Origin of the sequence: Embleya sp. NPDC056575 (genome assembly GCF_042793325.1) — a bacterium.
Lineage (GTDB): Bacteria > Actinomycetota > Actinomycetes > Streptomycetales > Streptomycetaceae > Embleya.
On the sequence record NZ_JBHTVA010000008.1, the window covers coordinates 102052 to 126284 of the forward strand.

13 protein-coding genes and 1 pseudogene are annotated in these 24233 nt (G+C 68.7%); 3 read left to right on the forward strand and 11 right to left on the reverse strand.

Annotated features, from left to right (window positions below; translation table 11 throughout):
* The first annotated feature begins 46 nt into the window (after positions 1–46).
* Entirely contained in the window at positions 47–1633 is a 1587-nt protein-coding gene (locus ACFRCG_RS08345) for a class I adenylate-forming enzyme family protein (RefSeq protein WP_380030003.1), read from the forward strand.
* Positions 1630–3108 carry an FAD-dependent monooxygenase gene (locus tag ACFRCG_RS08350; protein WP_380030004.1) on the forward strand — a complete coding sequence of 493 codons (1479 nt, stop codon included), beginning with the start codon at positions 1630–1632 and terminating at the stop codon, positions 3106–3108. The genes ACFRCG_RS08345 and ACFRCG_RS08350 overlap by 4 nt, the downstream gene beginning before the upstream one ends.
* A 106-nt stretch (positions 3109–3214) precedes the next feature.
* On the opposite strand, the gene ACFRCG_RS08355 is transcribed toward ACFRCG_RS08350, so the two are convergent.
* From ACFRCG_RS08355 to ACFRCG_RS08385, 7 genes and pseudogenes are all read right to left on the reverse strand, one after another.
* Positions 3215–4126, reverse strand: coding sequence for a hypothetical protein (locus ACFRCG_RS08355; protein ID WP_380030101.1), 912 nt, complete (start codon positions 4124–4126; stop codon positions 3215–3217).
* A 750-nt stretch (positions 4127–4876) separates the two neighbouring features.
* Positions 4877–5296, reverse strand: a pseudogene (locus ACFRCG_RS08360) (transposase); the annotation flags it as partial.
* Between the two features lie 27 nt (positions 5297–5323).
* Positions 5324–6052: an NAD(P)-dependent oxidoreductase gene (locus tag ACFRCG_RS08365; protein WP_380030005.1), complete on the reverse strand. Its 729-nt coding sequence runs from the start codon at positions 6050–6052 to the stop codon at positions 5324–5326.
* Positions 6053–6122: 70 nt separating this feature from the next.
* Positions 6123–6887: a class I SAM-dependent methyltransferase gene (locus ACFRCG_RS08370; RefSeq protein ID WP_380030006.1), complete on the reverse strand. Its 765-nt coding sequence runs from the start codon at positions 6885–6887 to the stop codon at positions 6123–6125.
* A 91-nt stretch (positions 6888–6978) separates the two neighbouring features.
* Positions 6979–7974 carry an isopenicillin N synthase family dioxygenase gene (locus ACFRCG_RS08375; RefSeq protein ID WP_380030007.1) on the reverse strand — a complete coding sequence of 332 codons (996 nt, stop codon included), beginning with the start codon at positions 7972–7974 and terminating at the stop codon, positions 6979–6981.
* Between the two features lie 335 nt (positions 7975–8309).
* Entirely contained in the window at positions 8310–9317 is a 1008-nt protein-coding gene (locus ACFRCG_RS08380) for an isopenicillin N synthase family dioxygenase (protein WP_380030008.1), read from the reverse strand.
* Positions 9318–9356: 39 nt separating this feature from the next.
* Positions 9357–10856, reverse strand: coding sequence for an MFS transporter (locus ACFRCG_RS08385; RefSeq protein WP_380030009.1), 1500 nt, complete (start codon positions 10854–10856; stop codon positions 9357–9359).
* 474 nt (positions 10857–11330) lie between these two features.
* Here ACFRCG_RS08385 and ACFRCG_RS08390 point away from each other — a divergent pair, with 474 nt between their 5' ends.
* Complete coding sequence (locus ACFRCG_RS08390; protein ID WP_126639629.1) at positions 11331–12059, forward strand: TetR/AcrR family transcriptional regulator; 729 nt, start codon at positions 11331–11333, stop codon at positions 12057–12059.
* A 209-nt stretch (positions 12060–12268) separates the two neighbouring features.
* Here the strand turns inward: ACFRCG_RS08390 and drmB are convergent, their stop codons facing one another.
* Genes drmB through ACFRCG_RS08410 form a run of 4 tightly spaced genes read right to left on the reverse strand, consistent with a single transcriptional unit; the run spans position 12269 to position 23995 of the window.
* Positions 12269–14113 carry a DrmB family protein gene (gene drmB, locus ACFRCG_RS08395; RefSeq protein ID WP_380030010.1) on the reverse strand — a complete coding sequence of 615 codons (1845 nt, stop codon included), beginning with the start codon at positions 14111–14113 and terminating at the stop codon, positions 12269–12271.
* Complete coding sequence (locus tag ACFRCG_RS08400; RefSeq protein ID WP_380030011.1) at positions 14110–17349, reverse strand: helicase-related protein; 3240 nt, start codon at positions 17347–17349, stop codon at positions 14110–14112. Before ACFRCG_RS08400 ends, drmB begins: the two co-directional genes overlap by 4 nt.
* Positions 17346–19265: a UvrD-helicase domain-containing protein gene (locus tag ACFRCG_RS08405; RefSeq protein ID WP_380030013.1), complete on the reverse strand. Its 1920-nt coding sequence runs from the start codon at positions 19263–19265 to the stop codon at positions 17346–17348. Before ACFRCG_RS08405 ends, ACFRCG_RS08400 begins: the two co-directional genes overlap by 4 nt.
* Positions 19262–23995 (reverse strand): DEAD/DEAH box helicase family protein, encoded by a 4734-nt coding sequence (locus ACFRCG_RS08410; protein WP_380030014.1) that lies wholly within the window; start codon positions 23993–23995, stop codon positions 19262–19264. Before ACFRCG_RS08410 ends, ACFRCG_RS08405 begins: the two co-directional genes overlap by 4 nt.
* Positions 23996–24233: the final 238 nt, after the last annotated feature.

Genomic DNA, 24233 nt, shown 5'->3' on the forward strand with positions numbered 1-24233 from the left:
CCGACCGGCCGGCGCCGATATGATACAGGTGAATCGAGAATGACACATGCTTCTGCAGCGCATAGGTAATCGCGGCATACGCCTGGGCACGCTGTTCGACCGGGCCGCCGCCAAATACCCGTCGAACGTCCTGATGCTCGACCACGACCTGGACATCGCCCCCGGACGCGGCCGCGGCATGACGATCGCGGACGCCGCCGAACTGGTGAGCGACCTCGGCACCCGGTTGTGGCGCGCGCGGGTACGGCCCGGCGACCACGTGGTGGTGTACAAGAGCAACGCGTTCGACATCACCCTGCTGGCCGTCGCGGCCGCGCGGATCGGTGCCGTGCCGGTGCTGCTGTCCCCGTACCTGGACGGCGAGACGGTGACCGCGCTGCTCGACCGGGTCGAACGGCCGGTGCTGATCACCGACGCCGCCAAGCTCGAATCCGCGCTTCCCGACACGGTGTTCACCCACGCCGACCGGGTCCTGCTGGCCGCGGGCGAACACCCGCGCGCGACAAGCCTGGCCGAGCCCGCCGCGGCCCCGCACGTCCCGGCGCTGTGGATGCCGCCGGAGCACCCGACGCTGGTGACGCACACCTCGGGCACCACCGGGATCCCGAAGCTGGCCGTGCACACCGGCTACAGCCTGGAGGCCCGCTACCGGCCGCAGGCGCTGGCGACGACGCTGATGCGCCGGCGCGAAACGGTGGCCATGCACGTCTCGTTCGTGCACTCCCGGCTGTTCACCGCGCTGGCCATCTCGCTGCTTCGCGGGTTCCCGGTGGCGGTGTTGGCGAACCCGGACCCGGAGCACGCCGCGACGTTGTTCGCGCGCTGGCGGCCGGCCGTACTGGAGGCGCACCCGAACACCTACCTCAGCTGGGAACGGCTCGCGGACGACCCGCGCGCGCCGCTGTCCAACGTCAAGTTCTTCAGCAGCACCTTCGACGCGCTGCACCCGCGCACGGTGCGCACCCTGATCGGCGCGTCCCGGCGCCGCGCGCCGAAGTTCGGGCAGATCTACGGACAGAGCGAGGTCGGCCCCAGCGTGGCGCGCTCCTACGGGCGCAACCGCTCGGCGGAGGCCGACGGACGGTGTGTGGGCATCCCCTTCCCCGGGATGACCGGGGTCCGGGTGATCAGCCGGGACGGAAATCCGCCCTCGCCGACCTCACCCGGGTTCATCGAGATCAGCAGCGACGGTCGTATCCGCACCTACCTGGGCGAGCAGGAGCGGTTCCACAAGCAGGCCGACCGGGAGTGGTGGCGGATGGGCGACCTCGGCTACCGCACCCGGTGGGGTTGCCTGCACCTGATGGACCGGGAGGTGGACGAGATCCCCGGCTTCGGCAGCACGCTGGACGTGGAGGACCGACTGTTCACCCGGCTCGACGAGTTGGCCGAGGTGGTCATCGTGCCGATGCCACAGGGCCCGCCCCGACCGGTGGTGTGCACCAAGGGCGACCGGCCGCTGGACCACGCCGCCTGGCGGGCCGCGGTGGCCGATCTGCCGCCGATGGCCGAGCCGACGCAGTGGCGCAAGGCCGACCTGCCGCAGACGGCCACCACCAAGATCAAGCGCCTGGAGCTGATCCGACTGCTCGACGGCACCTCCGGCGGGTCGCAGATCGGGGAACCGGCGTGAGTACGATCGCCGTCGCCGGCGGCGGCATCGGCGGCCTCGCCTCGGCGCTCGCCCTGGCCGCCCGCGGCCACCACGTCGTGGTGTGCGAACGCAACGCGGAGTTCGCCGAGTTGGGCGCCGGCATCCAGCTCGCCCCCAACGGGATGCACGCGCTCGACCGCCTCGGCCTGGCCGAGGCGGTCGCCCGGATCGCCGTCCCCGTGGGCGAACTGCGCTTCATGGACGGGGTCACCGGGGAACACGTGGTGGCCATGCCGCTGGACCGGCACTACCGCGACCGCTTTCGCAACGCCTATGTGGTCGTGCACCGGGGCGAGTTGTACCGGCTGCTGCTCGACGCCTGCCGAAGCCACGCGCGGATCGACCTGCGGGCCGCGCACGCGGTGGTCGGCTACGCGCACGAGGCGGACGCGGTGCGGGTGTTGCTCGCCGACGGGGCGAGCCTGGGCGCCGACGCGCTGATCGGCGCCGACGGGCTGCACTCCGCGGTCCGCGCGCAACTGGTCGGCGACGGCGCGCCGCGCAACGCCGGCATCACCGTGTACCGCTCGATCGTGCCGATGGAGCGGGTACCGACGCGGCTGCGCCACATGTCGGTGACGTGGTGGGCCGGACCGGGACGGCACTTCGTGCACTATCCGATCGCCGGCGGCCGCTTTCTCAACCTGGCGCCCAGCGCGGAGAACGCGCCCGCCGAGACGTTCTCGGGGGTGTCGGTGCCGGCGTCCGAGGTGCTCGGCGAGTTCGGCGCGCTCTGCGCGAGCGCGCGGCGGCTGCTCGAACTGGGCGCCGACTGGAAGGCGTGGGTGCTGGTCGACCGGGAACCGGTGGACGGTTGGACGGACGGACGGGTCGCCCTGCTCGGCGACGCGGCGCACCCGATGCTCCACTACGCGGCCCAGGGCGCATGTATGGCCCTCGAGGACGCCGTGGTCCTGGGTGAGCTGCTGGACTGCCCGGCAGGGTGGTTCACGGCCCGTCTGGGCCGGTACAACGCCGTCCGCCGCGAGCGCACCGCGCGGGTGCACCGGCTGGCCCGGGACAGCATCGCGCTGTGGCACGCCGCGGACGCGGCGGCGGAGGCCCGCAACAGGGCGCTGTCCGCGATGTCGCCGGCCGAGCTGTACGACTTCGTCGCCTGGCTGCACGGCACACGGGAATTCGCCGGCTCGCCGTCCGTCACCCCGGCGGTCCCGGACCCCGGGGAGAACTCCGTCTACACACTCGGCGGCCGGCTGGACCCGGCCGAAGCGACGACGTCGAGGACACCACCCCGCTCGTCCGCGAACGCGGCCGTCGGCTCCCCCGCGTCGTCCGCGCGAAGTGCCGGTACCTACACCCTCGGCGGCTGGCTCGCGCCGGCCGAGGACCCGCAACCGGCAACGCCGGTCCGGTCGCATCGAGGTCCGGCCGCCGGCTCACCCGCGTCCCCGCGAGGCGCGACGGGCGCGAAGGAGTCGCCGAAGTCCCTGTGATCCACGTGTTCATGTGCCGCCGGTGAGGCATGTGCCGCCTGTGACCCCGCCGCGGCCGCGGCCGTGCCCGGCGCCGGCGGGCCCGGGGAGCCGCCGAGCGCACGGGTCAGGCCGAGACGCGCTTTTGTGAGGGATACACGTAGGGCGCCTTGTTCCGTCGTTGGGCCAACTGCGCGCGCCCCGCGCCGGCGGCCAGGTGTCGCTTGGGCCCGATGGCCCATGACGGATCCGTTTCCGCCCCCGACGCGTCGAACAGCGCGGCGGCCTTCGCCGACAACCGTCTACAGGCCGCCTCGTCGCCCAACTGGGCGTGCGCGCGCGCCTCGTGCGAGGCCAGCAACGAGCGCAGCACGGTCGGGGCCGAGGCGTCGGCCCCGGCGTCGGCGAGCCGGATCAGCCGCAGCGCGTCCAGGCCGTTGCCGCCGCGCATGAGGTGATGACTCAGGCAGGACAGGATGTACGCGCCCAGGTTCGGGTCGCCCGCGAGGCCGGACGCCCGCAGGCCGGCGATCAGGTACTGCTGGCCCTGCGCCCGCTTGCCGTGATCCGCGGCCAACCAGCCCGCGAGTTGGGCCAGTTCGGCGATGGCCCCGTACAGCCGCCTGGCGGTCGGTGCGTCGAAGGACGCGTTTGTGGTCAGGTGTCGGGCCCAACGCAGCTCGTGCACCACCCAGTTCAGCACGAGGGCGGAGTTCTGCGCGTCGCCGAGGCGGCGCAGCCGGGCGATCCGGCCGAAGAGCATGTCGATCATCTCGGGGTCCAGCTCGGCGCCCTCCGTGCGGGCGGAAGCCGGCCTGCTCTCGGCGGTCAGCCAGTCCACGGCGAGCAGCACCAAGCCCGCGCCGGGCACCAGGAAGGGCGCCTGCAGTTGTTCCTCGTCGTCCTGCTCGACGAGCGGACGGAGGATGCGGTCGACGTGCTCCTCGGACCACGGCGGGCTCAGTCGGAGATCGCCGTCGTTTCCGGTCGATTCCGCCTCGGGAAAACGCTGCGGCCAGATATGGCGGATTTCGACCACTCGGCCGAGACTTTCCGATAAAATGGTTGCCACGAAGCCGGGTACCCGCCCCCGCGGATATGCTCCCTTGATCCAACCGTACGGCGCCTTAAGGCTGACGGTGCCATCCCCGTACCGTCGATTGATTTCTCGGGCCAAACGCTCCGGAGTCCACTGCAGGATTTCCAGAGATATTGCGAGTCGAGAATCTTTCCCCATCGGTGCATCTCCCCCTTGAAACGCTCCTTTGAGTGTGCGGCCGGATGCCGCCATGATATGGATCAAGATTGTCACACCTGTGGCATCAAAACGCCACAGCGCGCTTCCGCGTCTTATATGGTTCGGCCGGCCGGCCGGCGACCGGCGGGGGGCCGCGCCCCCTGCGGAGAGTCGCGAAGATCGGGCCGGCGGGCCGAAGCCGCACGTGCCCGGACCCGCCGCGGCGGGCTGCCCGGGTGGGGTCGCCGCCCACTGTCTCGGGCTCCGTCGATATCCCTGACCTGCACGGGAGTCGGCTCGTCGGGATCGGTACGCGGCGGGTCGCAGCGCTCGATCGGGGTCGACGGCGCGGTTCGCGAACGTCACCCAGCGGGGCCGGCGTGGGGGTGTCGAGGAGGGCGCCGACTCATTCTCGCTCTGAGACGAACGGCCGGATCCCGCCGGTCCGGATCCGGGTGCCCCGGACCGGCCGGCGACCGGAACGACCGCCTCGCACCGCGTGATTGCCTCGCGCGAGTGCGGGTGGTCGAGTACCGCCCGGTGCAGCCGCGGCCACACCCCCGCGTTCGTCCACACCATGAACCGACGATGCGCCGTCGGCGACGCCACCCCGAAACACGCCGGCAACTGCCGCCACGCACACCCACTGGTCAGCACGAACACCACCGCCGTGAACACCGCGCGCTCCTCCACCGGCGCCCGACCACCCCCCTGCCGCCGCACCCCGAACCCGGGCAACAACGGAACCACCAACTCCCACAGACGATCCGGCACCAACCGCCCCGACAGCGCATCACCCACCACGACGGGCGGGCGCACCACCGGACAGGTGCTCCCATATGAGACACAAGCCTGCCGCCGCGGACACAACTCGGCCCGTTCGGAGGCGCTTTGGGATCCGGGGGTGATTTTCGGAGACGATGTCACATATAGGTAGATGACGGCACCATCCATTTCGGATGGTGCCGTCATCTCCCGTCTACGGGCCTGCTCCCGTGGCTACTTGCTGCCCCAGGAACCGATCCGCATAACTTCCTTCACGAGCACGTCACGAAAGGTCGGAACACCCTTCGTGGTGAACACCGCGGTGACCGTTCGGACATGCTCGTTCTCGGTCACCTCGCGCAGGAGGGAATGCGCCAGGTCGATGCGCGAGGTATACAGACCCGGCGTCTCCGGTGCGGCGAAGTGGTAATCGGTGAGCGTGTCCGTGTTGTAGAGCGCCGACGGCCGGATGATCGTCCAGTCCAGATCGGTCGCGCGCACGATCTGCTCCATGCGAAGCATGTCCGCGTAGAGCGTGCGACCGATCCTGGTCAGCGTCGGATAGATCATCCGCCGATAGAGGAAGGACTCCTGGAGCGGCTTTTCCCCGGCCGAGGGAGGAGAGCTGACCGCAAGCAGTCGAGAACTCACACAGGCCAACCGCTTGACGCCGTGCGCGGACATCGCGTCGGTGATGTTGGTGAGCCCCCGGGAAAGCACCGTGACGGGCTCTCGCCCATAGGGTATTCCCAGGATGGAAATGATCGCGTCCTGCCCGATCACCGCCTGCTCGACCGCGTCCTTGTCGAATACGTCCGCGCCGACCGTCCGCAACAGCGGGTCGCTCAGCGGAAAACTGTCGGGCCGGCGGACGACGGCGGTCAGCTCGTGACCATCGGCGATCGCCAGTTCGGAGAGGCGTCGTCCGGTCGAACTATTCGCTCCGAATACAGCGATCTTCATAGGCTTTTCTCCATCTCAGCTGGGTGGGCGCGGCTCCGACTTTCGTGGATTTCCGGCGGATGCCGGCGGACTACGGCTTGGTGGCCGTGAACAGACCGAACGGCGGGTTCGCCACGAAGTCCGCCCAGTAGCCCTTCGTCGAAACACCCGCGACGTGTCCCGGGGCCAGATTCGGCCGGCGCCGGATGTCGACCAGACCGGCTCGGGCCATGGCCTCCTCGGTGATACCCGCGGGCCAGAAGAATCCGTCGAAGCCGACCGGCGGTTCGACATCCATCTGAATGTGGATGACCTGGAGGTCCCCGTGCTTTTCCTTGGGGGTGATGGACAGGCCGTAACGCGGGTAGACCGACATCTTCTCGATGTCGATGTCCGGGTTGGAGCACAGCGCCACCATGGTGCCGCCGGACTTGAGGTTCCGGGTGCAGCGCAGAACCATCTCGTAGTACTCCTCGACGTCCTTGGCGTGCACGAACGCCCAGATCGGCGCGACGACGTCGAACTCGCCGAGCACGGGCAACTGCGCGGCGTCCCAGACGTCGAACGTGATGCCCAGCGGCTCCTTCTCCTCGACCTCCCGGGCACAGTCGATCATGCTCTTCTCGATGTCCACACCGACTACGTGCTCGGCGCCCAGACGCTTGAACAGGCGCGAGTAGTAGCCGGTGCCGCAGGCGACGTCCAGCACCGACTTCCCGGTCAGATCGGGAAGGCCCCCGAGCAGTGTCTCCCGTTCGACGAAGGCGTAAGGAAGGTTCTTCACGCTGTCGTACTGGGTGCTCGAGGCCTGGTACTGCTCGCTGATCCTGTCGAGGTGGACGGTCTTCTGCATCATCCTTGACCTTTCTTGGGAACAGCACGGTTCTTGGGAACAGCACGGTGAACCGACCGAAGTCGGGCCCCCGACCTCCACGGCGCGGAGGACATCAGGAGAAGATCTTCTGGACCTTCCGGGACACCCATTCGCTCACCGTCACGGTGTCGAAGCGATCCACTGCGGACGATTCGGAGAACGGCTGCATGGGCTCGATCGAGGCGTCGTAATTGGGCAGGTAGAAATACGGCATGGTCAGCCGGGAAGTGGTGTCCCCACGCTCCGGATTGACCACCCGGTGCATCGTCGACACCCAGCGGCCACCGGTCCACAGGGCCATCAGGTCGCCGAGGTTCACCACGAAACTCCCGGGAATGGCGGAGACATCGCGCCATTCGGTGCCCTGGAGCACCTGCAGTCCCTTGCGGTCGTCCTCCATGTGCAGGACGGTGACACTGCCGAAGTCGGTGTGCGGGCCCCGGCGCAACTGTCCCGGCAACGGCGGCTCGATTTGCGGCGGGTAATAGTTGACCGCGACCGACGAACCGTGGTGGTCGTGCTTGTCCTCGAAGAAGTCCTCGTCCAATTCCAAGGCCAGGGCCATCAGTCGCATGAGATCCGCGCACAGATCCCCGACCACCCGCATGTATTCCTGCCAGGTGGACCGGAAGTCCGGCGGATTCTTTGGCCAGATGTTCTTGTGGGTCCAACTCGCCCACTCGTCGCCGAGTTGCCCGCGTTCCTGGTCGCTCAACTCGCCGGTGACATGCGCGGCGAAGGTCTCGCACAGGTCCGGCGGCGTCTGCAGATCCAGGCTGCGGGCGAGGGTGCCGCCGGCGCGGCGATATCCGGAGACCCCGGGGCGATTCGCGATGAGGTCCTTCTCCTCCTCCGGGAGTTTGAAGAAGGAATTGGTTCGGTCGAACATGCGGTCGATGAGTTCCCGGGGCACCCCGTGACCCACGATGATGAAGAATCCGGAACTCGAACACGCATTGCCGATCGCCTTGGCGATGGCTGCCCGCCCGCGAGCCGTGTCCCTGGACGATAGGTCGATGACCGGCACGAAACCGTCGGCCACGGTGACGGTCGACTCGTCACTACCCACGGGATACTTCCTCTCTGACTCTGTGACTCCCCGACGCTGTGACTCTCCGACTTCGATGTCTCCGACGCGGTGAATCCTTGACGTTTCCATGGTGTTTCGCCGACATTCCCGAACACTCGGCCGGATCGGCGCCACGCTTTGACACTAGGCGGGGCCGCCGGTGCCGGCCATGTCCGGCAGCAAAATCTGTCAACTCATCCGGACGCGGCCGAATTTCGCGCTCGATTTCGCGAAAATCCAACGACAGATGGCCGATCCGCGCGATGAACAACCCCCGCGAGGGAGGCGGTTGATCGGCGGATCGGCCGCTGGAAGGAATGGGCCCCTCCTATGCGCTACGCGTCGGTAGCGAACAACTTCTGTATTTTTCGTGACATCCACTGCCCGGCCGTCACCGTGTCGTATCGGTCGATGGCGCGCGTCTCCCGGAAGGGACGCATCGGCTCGATCGGCGCGTCGTGGTTGGGCATGTAGAAGAACGGGATGGTCAGCCGGGACGAGGTGTCCCCGCGCGCGGGGTTGACCACCCGGTGCATCGTCGACACCCACCGCCCGCCGGTCCACAGGGCCATCAGGTCACCGATGTTGACGACGAACGTGCCCGGGATCGCCGGGACGTCACGCCACCTCGTCCCACTCTGGAGCACCTGGAGGCCGCCGCGTTCGTCCTCCTGGTAGAGCACGGTCAGCCCGCCGAAGTCCGTGTGCGGACCCCGGCGCAGCTGACCCGGCAGCGGCGGTTCCAGTTGCGGCGGGTAGTAGTTGACCGTGACCGACGAGCCGTGGTGGTCGAACTTGTCCTCGAAGAAGTCCTCGGCCAACCCGAGGGCCAGGGCGAACAGCCGCATGAGGTCCGCGGACAGCTCCCCTATCACCGCCATGTACTCCTGCCAGACCGGCTTGAAGTCGGCGGGTTCCTCGGGCCAGATGTTGGCCAGCGTCCAGGTCGCCCACTGATCGCCGAGCCGACGACGCTCCTGCTCGCCCAACTCGCCCGTGGTGTGCGCGGAGAAGGCTTCGCACAGGTCCGGGGGCGATGTTCGACCGATGCTGCGCGCGGTCGTGCCGCCCATCCGGCGAAAGCCGGATACGCCGGGGCGATGGGCCACCAGGTCCTTCTTGTCGTCCGGCAACGTGAAGAAGCCGTTGGTCACCGTGTACATGCGGTCGACGAGATTCGCCGGGACACGGTGGTTGACGATTATGAAGAACCCGGAATCCTCGCACGCTCCGCCGATGGCGTCGGCGATCGCGGCGCGCCCCCGGGCGCTGTCCCTGGAAGACAAGTCGATGAGCGGCACATAGCCGTCCACCACGGTGACCGGTGACCGATCACAGTCCATGACCAATCTCCTTCCCAGCCGCTGCTCTCTCGGTATTCCTCAGGAACCCACTTCGACGCTCGGGACCGCCGTCTCCGGCTGGGCGCTCGGCGCCGTCCGCCCGCCGCGGGAGATCAACCCCACCGCGAGCGCACCGACGGCGAGCACACCGAAGGCCACCCAGAGCGCCACCGAATATCCGTGCACGATCCCGGACTTCACCGCGGCTTTGCCGTTTCCGTGGTCGTCCAGGTAGGACGAGGTGACACTGGTCTGAATCGAGTTGAACAGGGCCGTACCGAGCGCGGCGCCCACCTGCTGGACCGCGTTGTACGCCGCGGACGCGATTCCCGCCTCGTGCCAACCGACGTCGACCATGGCCAGGTTCGTGGCCACCGCGAGCAGGCAGCCGAGGCCGATCCCGGTGAGGATCTGCGCGGGAACCAGATAGGCCATGAACACGTGCGAGCTGTCCGCTTCGAGCTGGGTGAGGATCAACAACCCGGCCGCGGCGGAGAGCAGACTGAAGATGATCAGGAATCGCGGGGCGACCCGATTGTGCAGCTTCGCGGCGATCAGCATGGAGCCGATGATCGTGCTGACCGCGTTCACGAGCAGCGACATGCCGGTCTTCACCGGCGAATACCCGAGAATCGTCTGCGAGTAGTAGCTCATGAACAGGTAGAAGCCGTAGATCGAGATGAACATCACCCACACCGACACGAAGGCCGCGCCGCGCACCTTGTGCAGGACGATGTGCAGGGGCATCAGCGGGTTCTTCGACTTCGTCTGCACGCCCACGAACAGGGCCAACAGCACGATGCCGCCGAACAGCAGGAGCAGGACCAGCGGGTCGTCCCAGCCGCGCGGCTCGGCCTGGGTGAACGCGTAGACCATCGCGACCAGACCGGTGGTGCTCAGCAGCACGCCGGGCACATCGATCGTGCGCAGGCTGCCGCTGGGTTCGTCGCGCAGGATCAGCGGGACGCCGGCCAGCGCGATCAGGCACATCGGGATGTTGATGTAGAGGCACCAGCGCCAGTCGGCGTATTCGGTGAGCAGACCGCCCGCCACCACGCCGAGGGCGGCGCCGCCCGCGCCGACCGCGGCGAACACGCCGAAGGCCTTGCCGCGTTCGACCGCGTCGGTGAACGTCAGGGTCAACAGCGAGAGCGCCGCGGGGGCGAGCAGTGCGGCGAACAGCCCCTGGGCGGCGCGTGCCCCGACCAGGGTGCCCACGTTCTCGGCGAGGCCGCCGACGGTGGAGGCGACCGCGAAGCCGAGCAGGCCGATCGCGAACGACCTGCGGTGGCCGAGCACGCCGCACACGCGTCCGCCCACGAGCAGTAAGCCGCCGAAGGCCAGCGCGTACGCCGTGATCACCCAGTGTCGGTTGGCGTCCGACATGCCCAGGTCCTGCTGTGCCGAAGGAAGCGCGATGTTCACGATCGTCGCGTCCAAAACGATCATCAACGTGGCCAGGCTGATTACCGGGAGGGTCCACCATCGCTTGTTCGACTGCGCTGGGGACTCGAAGGCTTCCTGCTGAATGTCCGTCACAACCAACTCGCACTTCGGTCTAGGTACTCGAACATTGGTCTAGTAGTCGACGAGCGTACTACAGCCGGACGCGCGGCAGCGCTCGGAATCCGCGCGCCCGGCAACCCGCGCGGAGCCGTCCGGAGGCGTGAACTGCCCCTGAAAGCAAGGGAGTTCACCACCGGAACCAAATTTCGAATCGACCCGGCGGCGGCGCGGGTCACCCCTTCGTGGGGGAGCCGGTTCGTCCTCGCCGGTGGCGGGCCGTCACCATGGAGAGGCGGTGCGCGGTCGGGCCCGACCGACACCACACCCGAGCCCGAGCCCGCGCCCGCGCGAATCGGCGAAATGCACGACAGCGCGACGGAAACGGATCGGCCCCGACCCGACGAACCGCACGGAGATCGGAACCGACCCGACCACCACTCATGCCAGACTCGGTCGGGACACGCGGTGATACGTTGTGCGCACCTTTATCGAGGCGGCCACGTGAATATGGAGGTGAAGGTCATCGTAGATAAAGAGCAGAATTCGGGTAGCCACGCCGGCCGGAGCGTCGGCAATGTCTGGCTGCGCCCCTCGCGCGGAAACAAAAGCGGCGAGCCACCGCTCACCCGGGCCCGCATCATTCAGGCGGCGGTCGCCCTGTTGGACGAAGAGGGAATGGAACGGCTGACGATGCGTCGGCTGGCGGAAAAGCTTCAGGTGGGCGCGACCACGCTCTACTGGCACGTGGCGACGAAGGACGACGTCATCGACCTGGCCGTGGATGCGATCTTCGGCGAGGCGCCGGTCCCGACCGGGCACACCGCGAGCCCACGGGACGATATCGCGGCACTGATCAACGATTGGCGCCAGGCCATGTTGCGCCATCCGTGGGCGGCCACGGTGCCCTCGCGGCAGCGCCCGCTGATAGGCCCGAATTTCCTGACCTGGATGGAATTCCTGCAATCGGCGCTGCTCCGTGCCGGGCTGGCCGAGAATCGACTGAACCCGGCGACCTGGGCCCTCTATAACCATGTGATGGGCGCGACCGCCACCCAATCCAGCCTCCAGCTTTCACCGGAGGAGACCCGGATCGGCCAGGAATACCTGGAAAGCCAACGCGACTGCTATCCGACCGTCGCCGCCCACAACTACATCGCCGACACCGACTGGGACCACAGTTTCGCCGTCGGCCTCGAATTCCTGCTCGACGGAATGGCAACCCACGTCGACTCCTGACCGCGACCGGCCGGCCCACCCCCGGCCCCCGTCGCCCCACCGAGAGCCCCCGCCCACGCGTCACCCCTCGCCCAACCCCCGGGCATACGACAGGTGCGGACCGAGACGAGTCCCGATCCGCACGTGTCGTATGCAGCCTGCGGGCGATGGCGGATCCCGTCGCGGTCCGCCACAGGTCGCCATACCGTCCGGCCGTACCCTCGGGCACGTCAGAACAGGCCGGGCACCGCCCCGTCCGGTGTACCGACCAGGGCGACCCGGTCGAGGAAGGCGTTGTTCGTCTCGCAACTGGTCTCGGGGAGCAGGACGCAGGCGTGGCAGGCGGCCAGGTTGACGCCGTCGGCGCCGCTCGCCGCTGCCTCGGAGCACAGGGGGTCGTTGGAGCACCACGAGGCGCGAAGCAGCGCGGACCCCAGCGAGGAGGCGAGGCGCTCGGGTTCGCCTTGGGCGACGATGCCGCCGAGGCTTCCTGCGGAGTCGCTGGTCGCCGTATAGATGAGGAAGCCGGCCATATCGTCGCCGATGTACAGGCGCTCGCGCAGGGACGCGGCCGGGTAGCCGCCGTCGAGGCTCCATTCGTTGATGAGCAGGTGCGCGAGTGTGTGGACCGCGAGGTAGCGGGGAGAGACCGGGGACGGCGGGACGGGCCGATCGGAGTTGGCATGGCGCTCCCGGAGCAGCGCCTCGTGATTGATGCGGACGCGCTCCGCGCGTTCCCGCGGCTGGGGTCGCTGCTCCCAGGCGGTGAGACGTTCCGGATCGAGACGGACGAAGACGCCCTCGCCGCTGACCTCGATGGCGGGCAGCCAATCCGGTTTCCGGAGGGCGAGCGCGGCCCGGCGGGAACTGTTCGCGAGATCACCGACGGCCGGCTCCTCGACGCGGGTGAAGGAGTGCAACGCGCGGATCTCACGGACCCGTTTGACGAGCATGACCTGTTCGATGCCGTCCGGTGTCCGGTCACCGCCGGGCCATTCGCAGACGAAGTCCTGGATCTCGTCCCGCCCGTCCTCCCGACGCTCACGTTGGAGGGTCCGGTACTCCTCCCGGTAGAGGAGATCGCGCGGCGACAGCGTGGCGTGCTCCTCGGCCGGCTGCTCCGCCTCCGCCTCGCGGACCCGCAACACGGCGGCGACCGCGTCGTCGACGGTCAGTCCGCGGTTCTTCTCCGCGAACTTCACCATCCTCAGGTAGGTACGGATGTCGGCCTCGGTCCCGTCCCGGATGTCGCTCCAGTAGGGACCGAGGGCCTTGAGCACGCCGTCGCTCCACGGTGGAATGGACAGGGCGGAGTGGACCACGGGGTACCACACGGCGAAGGAACCGCGCTGGAGGGTGCGCGGCGGCTCGCCACACTGCTGGGCGGGGGCGTCCTTGAGCCAGGGGCGGCGCCCGGGGCACCGGATACCGAGGTCGCGAAGTGCCTGACTGCGAAAGGCGCCCTCCATGGACACCTCCTTGATGCCGCAGGTGCAGCCGATCACGACACCGCGGAGAGATGCCGTGGAGCCTTCGGCGCGCAGGCGCAGCTTGCCGCCGCACCGGCCTGCCGCACCGGCCTCGGCCGGCTCGTAGGAGGAGGAACGGTGGACCCACTTCCAGTACGGGAAGTCGTCGAGGTGACCGTTGACGCAGGCCATCACGAATCGGGACGGCACGAGGTCCCGTTCACAGGCGCCGCAGACCGCCTTGTCCTTGGGCGGGTTGAACTTCGAGTAGTACTGCAGTTCGCGGCACTCCGGGCACGAGTACAACTGCGGGAAACGGGCGGCCCGCACTCCGTCGCGCGCGTCGTCCGAGTCCCCGGCGGGCGGCAGTTTGAACTCGTGGACACCCGTGACCCTGGTGAGGCGAGGCTCCCAGAGGCTCCGGGTCCGACTGACGTCCCAGGTATCGAGCCCGGCGATCACGAAGGACTCGTTGTCGACCGCGATCAGGGAGCCGACGCCGTAGGTGGTGACGGCCTGGGCACGGCGGATCTCGCCGAGCTTGCGCAATCGCGCGATCGGCGCGCCGGGCCGGACGGTTCCTCGCTTGCGAGGCGGCGGGGTCATCGCTTCTCCAGGAAGAAGGGCGAGGAAGCGTCCACGTCGCGCAGGCTCCACAGCGTGGGCCAGCCCGTGTCACCCTCCGGGATGTTGTCGTCGAAGGTGCCGAGGAGAGCGGTCCTGCCACTCCTGGCGTGGGCCTCGTAGAGCAGGTTCGCATCGACGGCCGCGGCTTGGCGCCACCACGCCACGAACTCGTCGAAGGCGGCGGCCGTGGCGTCGTGTTCCCGGGGCGCAACGCTCGCGACCCGCTTCAGCAGCGCGAAGCGCATGGCACCGTCGACCTCGTCGACGAACTCCTCGATCCGAGCCGCCGCCGCGTTGTCGCGTGCGCCCGGGATCGTCAACCGCGCCAGAGCCACGATCACGGCATGCAAACCGCGGTCGCGAGCACGCGCCGAGAAGGGCGTGACACTGGTGGACTCGACCTCGCGGTAGAGGGCGGAGTGGAAGTGTCGGAAGCTCTCGTAGTGCGAACGATCCCGGGATCGGCTCGAGTTGAGCATGACCGCCACCAGACCCGGATGGCGTCGGCCGACCCGGCTGGTCGCCTGGATGTACTCGGCGGTGGTCTGCGGCTGGCCCATCACTGCCATCAGGCCGAGGCGGTCGATGTCGACGCCGACGGAGATCATGTTCGTGGCGAGCAGGACGTCGGTGGCGTCAGGGGACGGGAATCTGCGCTCGATGTCCTTGAGGCGCCTGGGGATGTCACTCGCCCCGGCCCGGCTGCTCAGCTCCGTGACCACCTCGGGGCGGCGGGGCTTGTCGATGCCGTCGCGGGCGGCGAGTTGCTCCATGCGGTCCTGCACGTCGTCGAGGACCTGGAGTTCGGCGGCGGACAACAGCCGGAGGCTGTTGAAGTAGCCGACGAGGGTCCAGTAGGCGTCCTTGACCTCGTCGTCGGCGTCACCGATCCGGATCTGGTGCAACAGGGCGGCGTAGGTACGGATCAGCAGGGTGGACTGACTGGTGCCGGCGGTCAGCAGGCCGGTGTACCGGCGAGTGCCCTTGTCCTCGGGGGAGACTTCTACCGCGAACCAGGAATCACGGGAGTCGAGTCCGGCCGGCGGGAACTGGCGGACCTCACGGTCGAAGAGGTGCCGGCCCTGCTCGTCGGCACGCCGGATGGTCGCCGTGGACGCGATCACCTTGGGTCGATTCGCCAGGATGTCCACCGCGGTCTCGTAGAGTCCGGTGAGTGTGCCGAGCGGGCCGGAGATGAGGTGGAGTTCGTCCTGGACGATCAGCTCCGGCGGCCTGGTCTTTGCCAGATCGCGGTTGAACAACGCGGCCGTTCGCTCCCGCCACGGCATGGCGGCGAACTTGTCCACGGTGGCGATGATCAGCGTCGGGTGCGCCGCGTAGATTGCGTCGTCGACCAGGTGCACGGGGAGTCCGTCGCCGCGATGGAACGCGCAGTCCACGTCCGGGCAGTGGATGTACATGCGGTCGTATTCCGGGGCGGCCGTGTAGTTCGAGGCGTCGAGGCGGCTGCCGCACCAGGGGCACGCCTGGAGCTGGACCGGGTTCTCCTTGTCGAGCGAGCGTCCGACGGTACGTAGGGCGTTCAGCTTCTCGGCGGCCGTCACCAGGTCGTTCGGGGTCGCCGACTTCCCCACCCACATGCCGATGGAGATGCCCTCCCGTCCCAGCTCGTCCGCGTGGCGGGAGCGGATCAACTCCATGGCGCAGATCAGTGCCGTGGCGCGCTCGAACTGCTGGAGCGTCAGCAGCCGCAGGGTGTACCGCATCAGCACCGTGACACCCCCGCCGTGCACGGGGTCCTCGAGACGGCGCAGGAAGGTGGTGAAGGCGATCAGGCCGAGGTATGCCTCGGTCTTGCCACCACCGGTGGGGAACCAGAGCAGGTCGGCGATTTCGCGATCGGGATGATCGTTCTCGACGATGCCCCGAAGGCAGAGCAGCAGGAAGCAGATCTGGAAGGGTCGCCAGTACTCCTTGCTCTCATCCGGTCCGCCGGCGGGCTTGCCCGCCTTGACCCAGGACGTGCGGGCGCGCTGTTCTGCCATGGCATGGTTGGCCAGCCGGAACGCCCGCATCGTGTGGGCGTGCTCCGGCCCGGAGAGCAGTGCCACGCCCGCACGCATGCGGGCGAGCGCCGTCTCGCATGCCTCGATCCGCTCCCGCGCGGCGGCCTCGTACTCGGTGCCGGCCAGCATCTCCGCCTCGACCCTGCGTTCGCCGATCCAGGCCCGATAGCCGTCGAGGAGCACACCAAGGGCGTCCACCACCGCCTTCGGGTCGGCGTCGCCGAGACCTCGCATGGAGAGCGCGTCGACGGAGATGGCCGGGTTCGAGTCGGTCGGCGGCACCTCATGAGTCGGCACGAACTCGGTTCGGACCTCTGCGACGGCGGCGCGCCGGGTGGTCGTGGTACCGATCGGCGGAGGCGTCCAGTCCCAGGTGGCCGCGCAACCGTGGCCGGTGGCGAAACCGGGGGCGTGTCGGTGGAGTAAGCGGCTGAGCATCAACTCCCGGTCGTGGCTGCCGGAGGAGGCGCGGCGCTCGACGAAGGGCTCGGCGCCGGTGGTGAGTGCCCGGACCCGGAGGACGGGCTGGTAATAGCAGGCGGCGTCCTTCAGCTCCCGGGCGCCGACCGTGCGGGTGTTGATCAGCGTGGCGGTGACGGTCACCGCGCCGTGCTCACCTGTGGGGCGTACCAGGACCCGGAGTTCCAGTCCCTCGGCGAGGAGCCGTCGGACCGTGGTCGGCGTTGTCACGTCGACCTCGATGTCGGCCAATTCGAGCGGGATCCGGCGCCAGCGCTCGCGCTGTTCCCGGGTGCTGCGGGCCTCGATACGCAAGGCCGCGACAGGGTTGCCCTCGGCATCCTCGGGGCGGTAGACGGCGGCAGTGGTCCGCAGCACGATCCGCTTCGCCACGGTGGGGTCCACGGCAAAGGTGAGCCCCATGGAGCAGGGCCGGCGAATGTTGGCGAGCGAGACGCCGCGTTCGACGGCGTCCTCCTCGCCGGCGCGGTCACCGTCGCCGCGGACGAGGGCGGGAGAGTCGTCTCCGTCAGCCTCGTGACCGTCCCGGTTGCCCCGGGCAACCTCCGGCGTCTCCTGGGGGAACAGGACACCGACCGGATACATCGTCACCGGCGCGTCGTCCTTGAGGATCTCCTCCTCACCCCCGACCGGACCGAGCAGGTCCAGACGCAGGGCGGCATCGAGCCGATCGCGCAGGGCGTAGTAGTCGTGGATGGAGTGGCTCATGAGGAGGGTCGCTCCGTGTTCGAGTCGTCGAACGGGTCGGTCCAGTCGAAGCGGCCGAGGCCACCGAGACGGGGCGCGAGCCAGGCTCCCGAGCTGCCGAGGCCGGCACGCTCGGTCGCGATGTCGCTGCCCGCGACGGTTTCGACGCAGTCGATGTGGAGACCGGTGATCCGGCCGGGGACGTTGTACTCGGACCGACTGCCTTCGCGGCCGAGCATCAGGTGCAGGGCGCGACGGAATGTCTCCGACACCTCGCCGAGGGGGTGACCGTCACGCAGGACCGCATACGGCGGCGTCTGGTCCCCACCCTCGGGCAGGCGGTGGAGCAGGGACAGTCCGACGGCATCGCCGGAGTGGACCTCGTGAGCGAGGAGTCGCTGGATCTCGACGGGGTCGGCGTCGATACCTCGTACGCCCGGAGGGTATGCGTGGCAAACGTCGAGGCCGAGCGTCTCGATGCCGTTGCGGGCCCACGATCGGCTGCCTCCGATGTACCAACGGTCCAAACGCCTGTCCTTGCGCACCAATCGGGTGTCGGGACGGTCGAGCCGGTAGAGGTCGTCGCGAGGCCGGGTCATGGCGACGTAGAGGAGGCGGGCTTCCGATGCCGGGTCGTAGTCGATCTTCTTCTTGGGCACATCCTTGGGGCATCTCAGCTCCACCGGTTCCACGACCAGGACACGGTCGAACTCCAAACCCTTGGCGCGGTGCACCGACGAGACGACCAACGACGCCCGTTCGACAGCCGTGAGCTCGTCGGGGAGTCGCCCCTCCGCCACGGCCAGGCGCAGCTCGGCGAGCTCGACGCGGCCACGCCGGTTGCCGGCAACCCGCCGTACCGCTCGCGCGAGCACCGACGGATCCAGGTCCGGCCGGGGAACGAGGCCGGCGACCAGTTCGGCGAGGCGCCTCTCGGAGAGGTCCGCCGCGTCGGTGGCGGCGAGCAGGCCGGCGATCCAGGCGGGAGCGGGACGATCTCGGACGGAACGCTGGAGCCGGTGGTCCACTCCGGCCTCGCGCAAGGTCTGGCTGATGGAGAGCGCCTGACCGTTGTCCCGGCACAGGATCGCGGTCGATCCGTCGAAATACCGGAGCGAGTCCAGGACGAAGGCATCGTCCAGTGTGCCGAAGTGAGGGGCCTCGTCAAGCAGGAATCGCAGCTCCCGGTGGATCTGCTCGGCCTGCGCCTCGGTCTGCTCCCGCCCGGTGGTCGGCCGCCGCAACCGGGGGCCGTAGGGAAGGGCGACCCGGGCCTGCTCTGTGCGGGCTCGAAAGTTGTCGCCGAGGTGGATCTCGACCAAGTCCTCGGCGAACGAGCCGCGGATCCAGTCGAAGAAGTAGTTCGTCTCCCGCACCCGCTGGTCGAAGTCCGCCACCTGGAAGCCGTAGACGGCCTGGGCAGCGTCCCCGACCACGGTGAAACCGCTCTGTTCCTGCAAGCGGTCGAGGAGCGCCTCGACCATCTCCCGCCGCACCCCGACGAGGTCCTGGACTTCGTCGATCAGCACGTGGGCGGGCGCGCCGAACTCGCCCGCCTCGACCGCGCCCCTCTCGATGCCCTCGGTGGCGGCCTCGATACGCTGGTCGAAGGTGGTCCCCGACCAGTCGTGGTCCGGATAGGCCGCACGCAGCAGCGTGGCCGCCCAGGAGTCGAAGGTCTGGGCGCGTACCCGGCGGGCCGCGTCGGCTCGGCTTTCGATGCGCTCGCGCAGCTCGCGTACCGCGGCCCGGGAGAAGCTGAGGACGAGGATCTCGTGCGCCTCCAACTCCTCGCGTTCGACCAGGGCTTCCAGGCGGCGGACCAGGGTGTGCGTCTTGCCGGCCCCGGCACCCGCCGTGACCAGGGTGCGAGTGTCCCAGGGCTGGTCGACGACGGACCGCTGCGCCGCTGTGAGCGCGTGCCGCGGCTCGGTCACCTTTCCTCGTTCCACAGGTGGTCGAACCTGGTGAAGGCCAGCTCGCCCCGGTAGTTGATCACGTTGTCACGGACGTTGAGGATCAGGCAGCTCGGCGTGCCGTTGTTCTTCGGCCCTCGCAGACCGCGCCCGATCATCTGCTGATAGACGTTCGGGCTGTACGTGGGACGGGCGACGACGACCGCACGGGTGGCAGGGGCGTCGAAGCCCTGGGCGAGGACTCCGTAGTTGGTGAGCACTTGGATGCGGCCCTTGCGGAAGTCCTCGATGCGCTTGCGGCGTTCGGGCACGGGCGTGGCCGAGTCGATGGCGGCGGCGCGGATCTGCCGGTCGTTCAGTTTGGCGGCCAGGAACTTGGCGTGTGCGACCGAGGTCGCGAAGACGAGGATCGGCCAATCCGCCGGCAGGTTCTCAATCTCGTCGATGATGCGCAGGTTGCGGTCCTGGTCCTCGGCGAGGCGCTGCTCGGCACGCTTGGGCAGCACGCCGAACTTCTCCGAACTGGAGACCTCGTCGGAACTCAGCCGAATCTCGGCCCCCAGGAGCTCGCGGTGCCTGACACGGGCAAGGACACCGAGGTCTTGGAGCTGTCGGATGGCTTCGTTCTGGTCGCCGGCGAAGACGTCGAGATCGAGGCGGGTGCCGAAGCGGCGCACCAGACGCAGCGTCAGGTCCTCGTTGTTGCGATAGGGCGTGGCCGTCAGACCGACCAGGTGGCGACGCGTCGTCGGCGGGTTGACGCCAAGGTGTTCGAAGATCTCGCTGTAACGGGGAGAGGTGGCCCGGTGCGCCTCGTCGACGATGACCAGAGCGGCGTCCCGCAGCCACGCGTAGTCCTCGTGGCCGAGCACGCTCAGCAGCTTGGCGTCCGTGGCGACGACCAGATGCGGCTCACCTGTCACCGGCGCGGCCTCGTTCGAGGACCAGAGACGGCTGATGACCAGCGGCATCTCGGCGCCCACCTTGGACCAGACGAACCGCCAACTCTGCACAGCTTGCTCACACAGCTCCTCACTCTCCGCGATCCACAGCACAGGCCCGGGGAGTTCGCCACGGTTTCGGATCCACCGGATCACAGCCTCGGAGGTCACGCGCGTCTTGCCGGCACCGGTCGGGATGGACAACATGCCGCGCTGCGGCACGGGGTTGTCCAGCAACCGCTGGAGCGCCTGCGCCAACTGTTCCTGGTACTCGTGCAGGGCGGGGAATTCGGACGGACCCTCCACCTGGATGCGCGCTTCCAGCGGCGGCACCCGGGAGCCGGCGAACGAGTCGGGGAGCCCGAGGTCTGTGACGAACTTCAGTGCCTTGGCATCGCCGGTGAAGCTGCTCGGCGCGTTGCCGGGGAACGCGAGAGCCAGGTCCCGGCTGTGGATGCGGAGGATCTCCTCACCGTGGGAGTTGAAGGCCAGCTCCGCGATGCGTCGGGCATCCGGCTGCTCGCCGCCGCGCTCGGCGACCTCACTGTCCAAGAGGCCCGGGGGTAGCTCGCTGCGCAATTCCTCCTCACCGATCAACAGGGCGATCTTGTCGATGACGCTTTCGGCGTCGGCGATCTGCCGTAGTCGAGCGCGGGTCTTGCGGTCCTGCTCGTGACGCGCCTGGAGGTCCAGCACGCTCTTGCAGCCCTGGGGTCCGAGCTGCCAGCCGAACTCCCGGTCGGCGGCGGTCAGAACATCGAACGGGGAGAGCGTGTCGAGCACCAGCAGGGTCGACCCGTTGCGGGCCGAGGACAGCGGCTTCAGCTCCACACCACGCGGCGTACGGATCTCCTGCTCCAGCTCACCGCAGCGCTGGACCTTCCGGTTCTCCACCAACTTGCCCAGGCGCTGACGCAGCGGCGAGAACTCGTCGACAAGCAACGTCGGCCGGGTCGTCCCGGCCTTGCGGACCTGCTTGCTGATGACATCCTCGACCTTGAGCATCCCCCACTGTTCGATCATCTGGGCAGCGGTCGCGGCGTCGGCCTTGTCCGCGACCAGGAGTGCGGGAAGCTGCTCGCGGACGAGTTCGCCGAAGGCCGCCGCGGATGTCGCCACCACGATCTCCGTATCGGGACGCACATCCCAGGACTCGCCCACGCGACAGCGGGTCAGGACGCCGTCGGGGAACTCCATGCCGACACGCAGCATCAGGGCGTAGGCGTGGCCGATGAAGGCATCGTCCTCGCTGACCAGCACCCGGCTCAGCAGAGCGTGCCAACGCTTCGCCGGCACGTCCTCGGGGGTGGCCGGCATCCGCAGCTTTCCCGCCTTCGACTCGGAGATGTCGGTGACGACGGGCAGCACCTGCGCGTAGGCCTCGAGTTGCGGGCCTACCGCCTCGCGTACCGGGGTCAGGCCCAGCGAAGTGCGCACCAGGCCGTGCTTGTCGAGCATCCAACGCAGCGGGGACGGCACTTCGGCGCGTCCGTTGGCGGAGGCGCTGTACGCGCGGGTCCAGCTCGCGACGACGCCGACGTCCGGGATCGCGGCGACGAACGCGGCGCGGCCCTCCTCCGAGAGGCGTGGCAGCAGGTCCAAGGGGCCGGCCGGTGCGGCTCCTTCCAGAACGAGCCGATTGATGTTGGTCCGCGGGGCGTCCGCGGCGAGCCGGCGCAGGTAGCCGTCGTGCACCGCCTGCCGGTACTCCTCGAACCAGGGCTGCCGCTTCGGGTCGTGGGCGACGACGGGCCGGTCGACCAGGCCCAGGTCTCGGAAGATCGCGGCGTCCGCGCCGTGGAAATCCGTGTCCACGGCGATCGAGGCGTCTCTGCTGCGGTCCCCGGGCACGACGATTCCCGGCAGCAGGCACGAGGCCATGGGTCGAAAACATCCGTCGACCGTGCGGACGTGGAGCACGGCGCGAGCGTCCGGGTATCGGCCGCGGATGCGATCCACCTGGGCGTTGCCACCCGCGCTGCGTAGCAACATCCAGAACTGGGTCCACAGTTGCGGGGTGTAGCCGCCGAAGCCCTGGTCGAGCACACCTTGGAAGCGGCCGTGGGCGTCGGCGATCCGGATACCGATGGTGTGCAGGTGGCGCTGCATCTCCATGCGTTCGGAGATGGCCGTGTGCACGTAGACCATGTCGTCGCGGAGCTCGTCGGCACCGGTGCGATGGAAGACCTTGCCCGCGACCGGGGCCACCATCCCGTGGCCGTCGGTAAGCACGATGCGGGCGGTGCGCGCGGCCTCCAGCGTCTCCCGGTCACCGTTGTGCTCCACCATCGCCGCGAGGATGCGGATCGCGTGACCGGACGACTCGGCGGTGCCGTCCGACACCAGCGCCTCCAGCCAGGTGCGAACGCTTTCCGTCGACTTCCTGGCGGCCGACAGGATGTGCTCCATCTTGCCGTGGCGCAGCGGGTTGGCGTCGACCGAGGGGTGTACCCAGTCGCGCGGGCGGCCAGGATACTCGGCCCACATGCGCAGCCATTCCGGCCGCAATTTCTCGGGGTGGACGTGCAGGTCCCGGGGGACGCGGAGGACGCCGTCCTGGTCCGGCAGGGACGGAAGCTGCGCGGCGGCATCCCAGACGTGGCGGATGAAGTACTCCTCCGCCCAGTTCACGGCTTCCTTGGTGCGGCCGGGCAGCAGCGGCAGGCAGGCGGCGGGATCCTCCTTACGGGACAACCGGGGCAGGGAGGTGACCACCACGCGGGCCGCGACCTGGAGCAATTCACGATTGAAGGGGCTGCCGTCGAGGAGATTCTGCCGGTCCTCGTTGGTCTTCCAGGCCGCGTTCAGGCAACCCGTCACGGAGACGGGGTACTTGGTGGGGAAGTAGGACCAGAAGCGACCGCGCCCGAGAGGCACCGTCAACAACCCGTCCTTCTCGACGTAGGCAGGAACCGCCCATGAGACGTCGATGACGCCGCGGTCGTGCAGTTCGCCCGCGCTGTCACGGGCCGCCGCAGTGGGTTCGTGCGCGACCGTGAAGACGTGCCACTCGCTCACCGTCTCCTTGATCCCTGTGCCGACTTCACGGATGATCCGCCGCTCACCGGAGACCTGCACGGTCAGCTTGCGGCGCTGGATGGGAAGCCGACGCCGGTCCTCCAGCAGCACCTCGCCGACATGGGAGGAGAAGATCTGGAAACCGGAGGGGAATGCGTCGGTCTCGTGACCGTCGCGATGCTTGAAGCCGGTGATGTCGTGCCCCAAGCGCTCGGCCGCCCCCGGTAGCAGGGGGAGCCTGACCACGGTGGTTGCCCAGGCCAGGAGCTCCCGCAGGACGTCGTCCCTGTCGAGTTCCTCCTCTCGATCCAGGGGACGGGCCATCCGGAGCACCGGGGTGTCCATCTCGAGGGGCTGTTGGAGTCCGAGGGCCTCGGCGATGCGGTCGGCGGACCAGGTCCGGTCGAAGCCGAAGCATCCGCCGGCGCTGAAGAACTGGGGTGCGTCGGTCACCGACAGCACCGACTTCACACCGACACCGAAGCGGCCGATCTGGCCGCCGCGCTTACGGGAGACACTCATGCGCAAGATCGTGTCGGCGCCTTCCGGGGTGACCGGGGTGCCCTGGTTGGCGCAGTAGAGCGTGTCGTCGGTCAGCACCACGGCCAGACGGCCGCCGGGTTCATTGGCGATCTCATCGGCGCCGTTCTGAACGAGTTCGAACAACTGGCGCTCGCCGTATCCGCCCTGCGTGATCCGCAGCTCGCCGTTGGCGTGTTCCTGCACCAGGCCGGGATCGATGCGATAGGTCTCCAGCGTACGAGTCGATTGCTCCACTACCGTTTGGATCACCAAGGCATCCGAACCTTGCGACAAGCGCCGATCGCTCAAGATCCAACTGCTTCCTGCCCGGCATCACCCCGGACCGAGTATCAAGATGAATATTGACGGAAAAAAGAAGAGCCGCACGTGCCGGGGATATGGAGCGTCGATCCTTCGAGGTCACCGAAGTGACGAGCGGCATCGGAACGGCGTCGTCCGCCTCGCGCTCGGGGCGGCTCGTTGCCGTGGTGCCCGACCTCGAACTTCC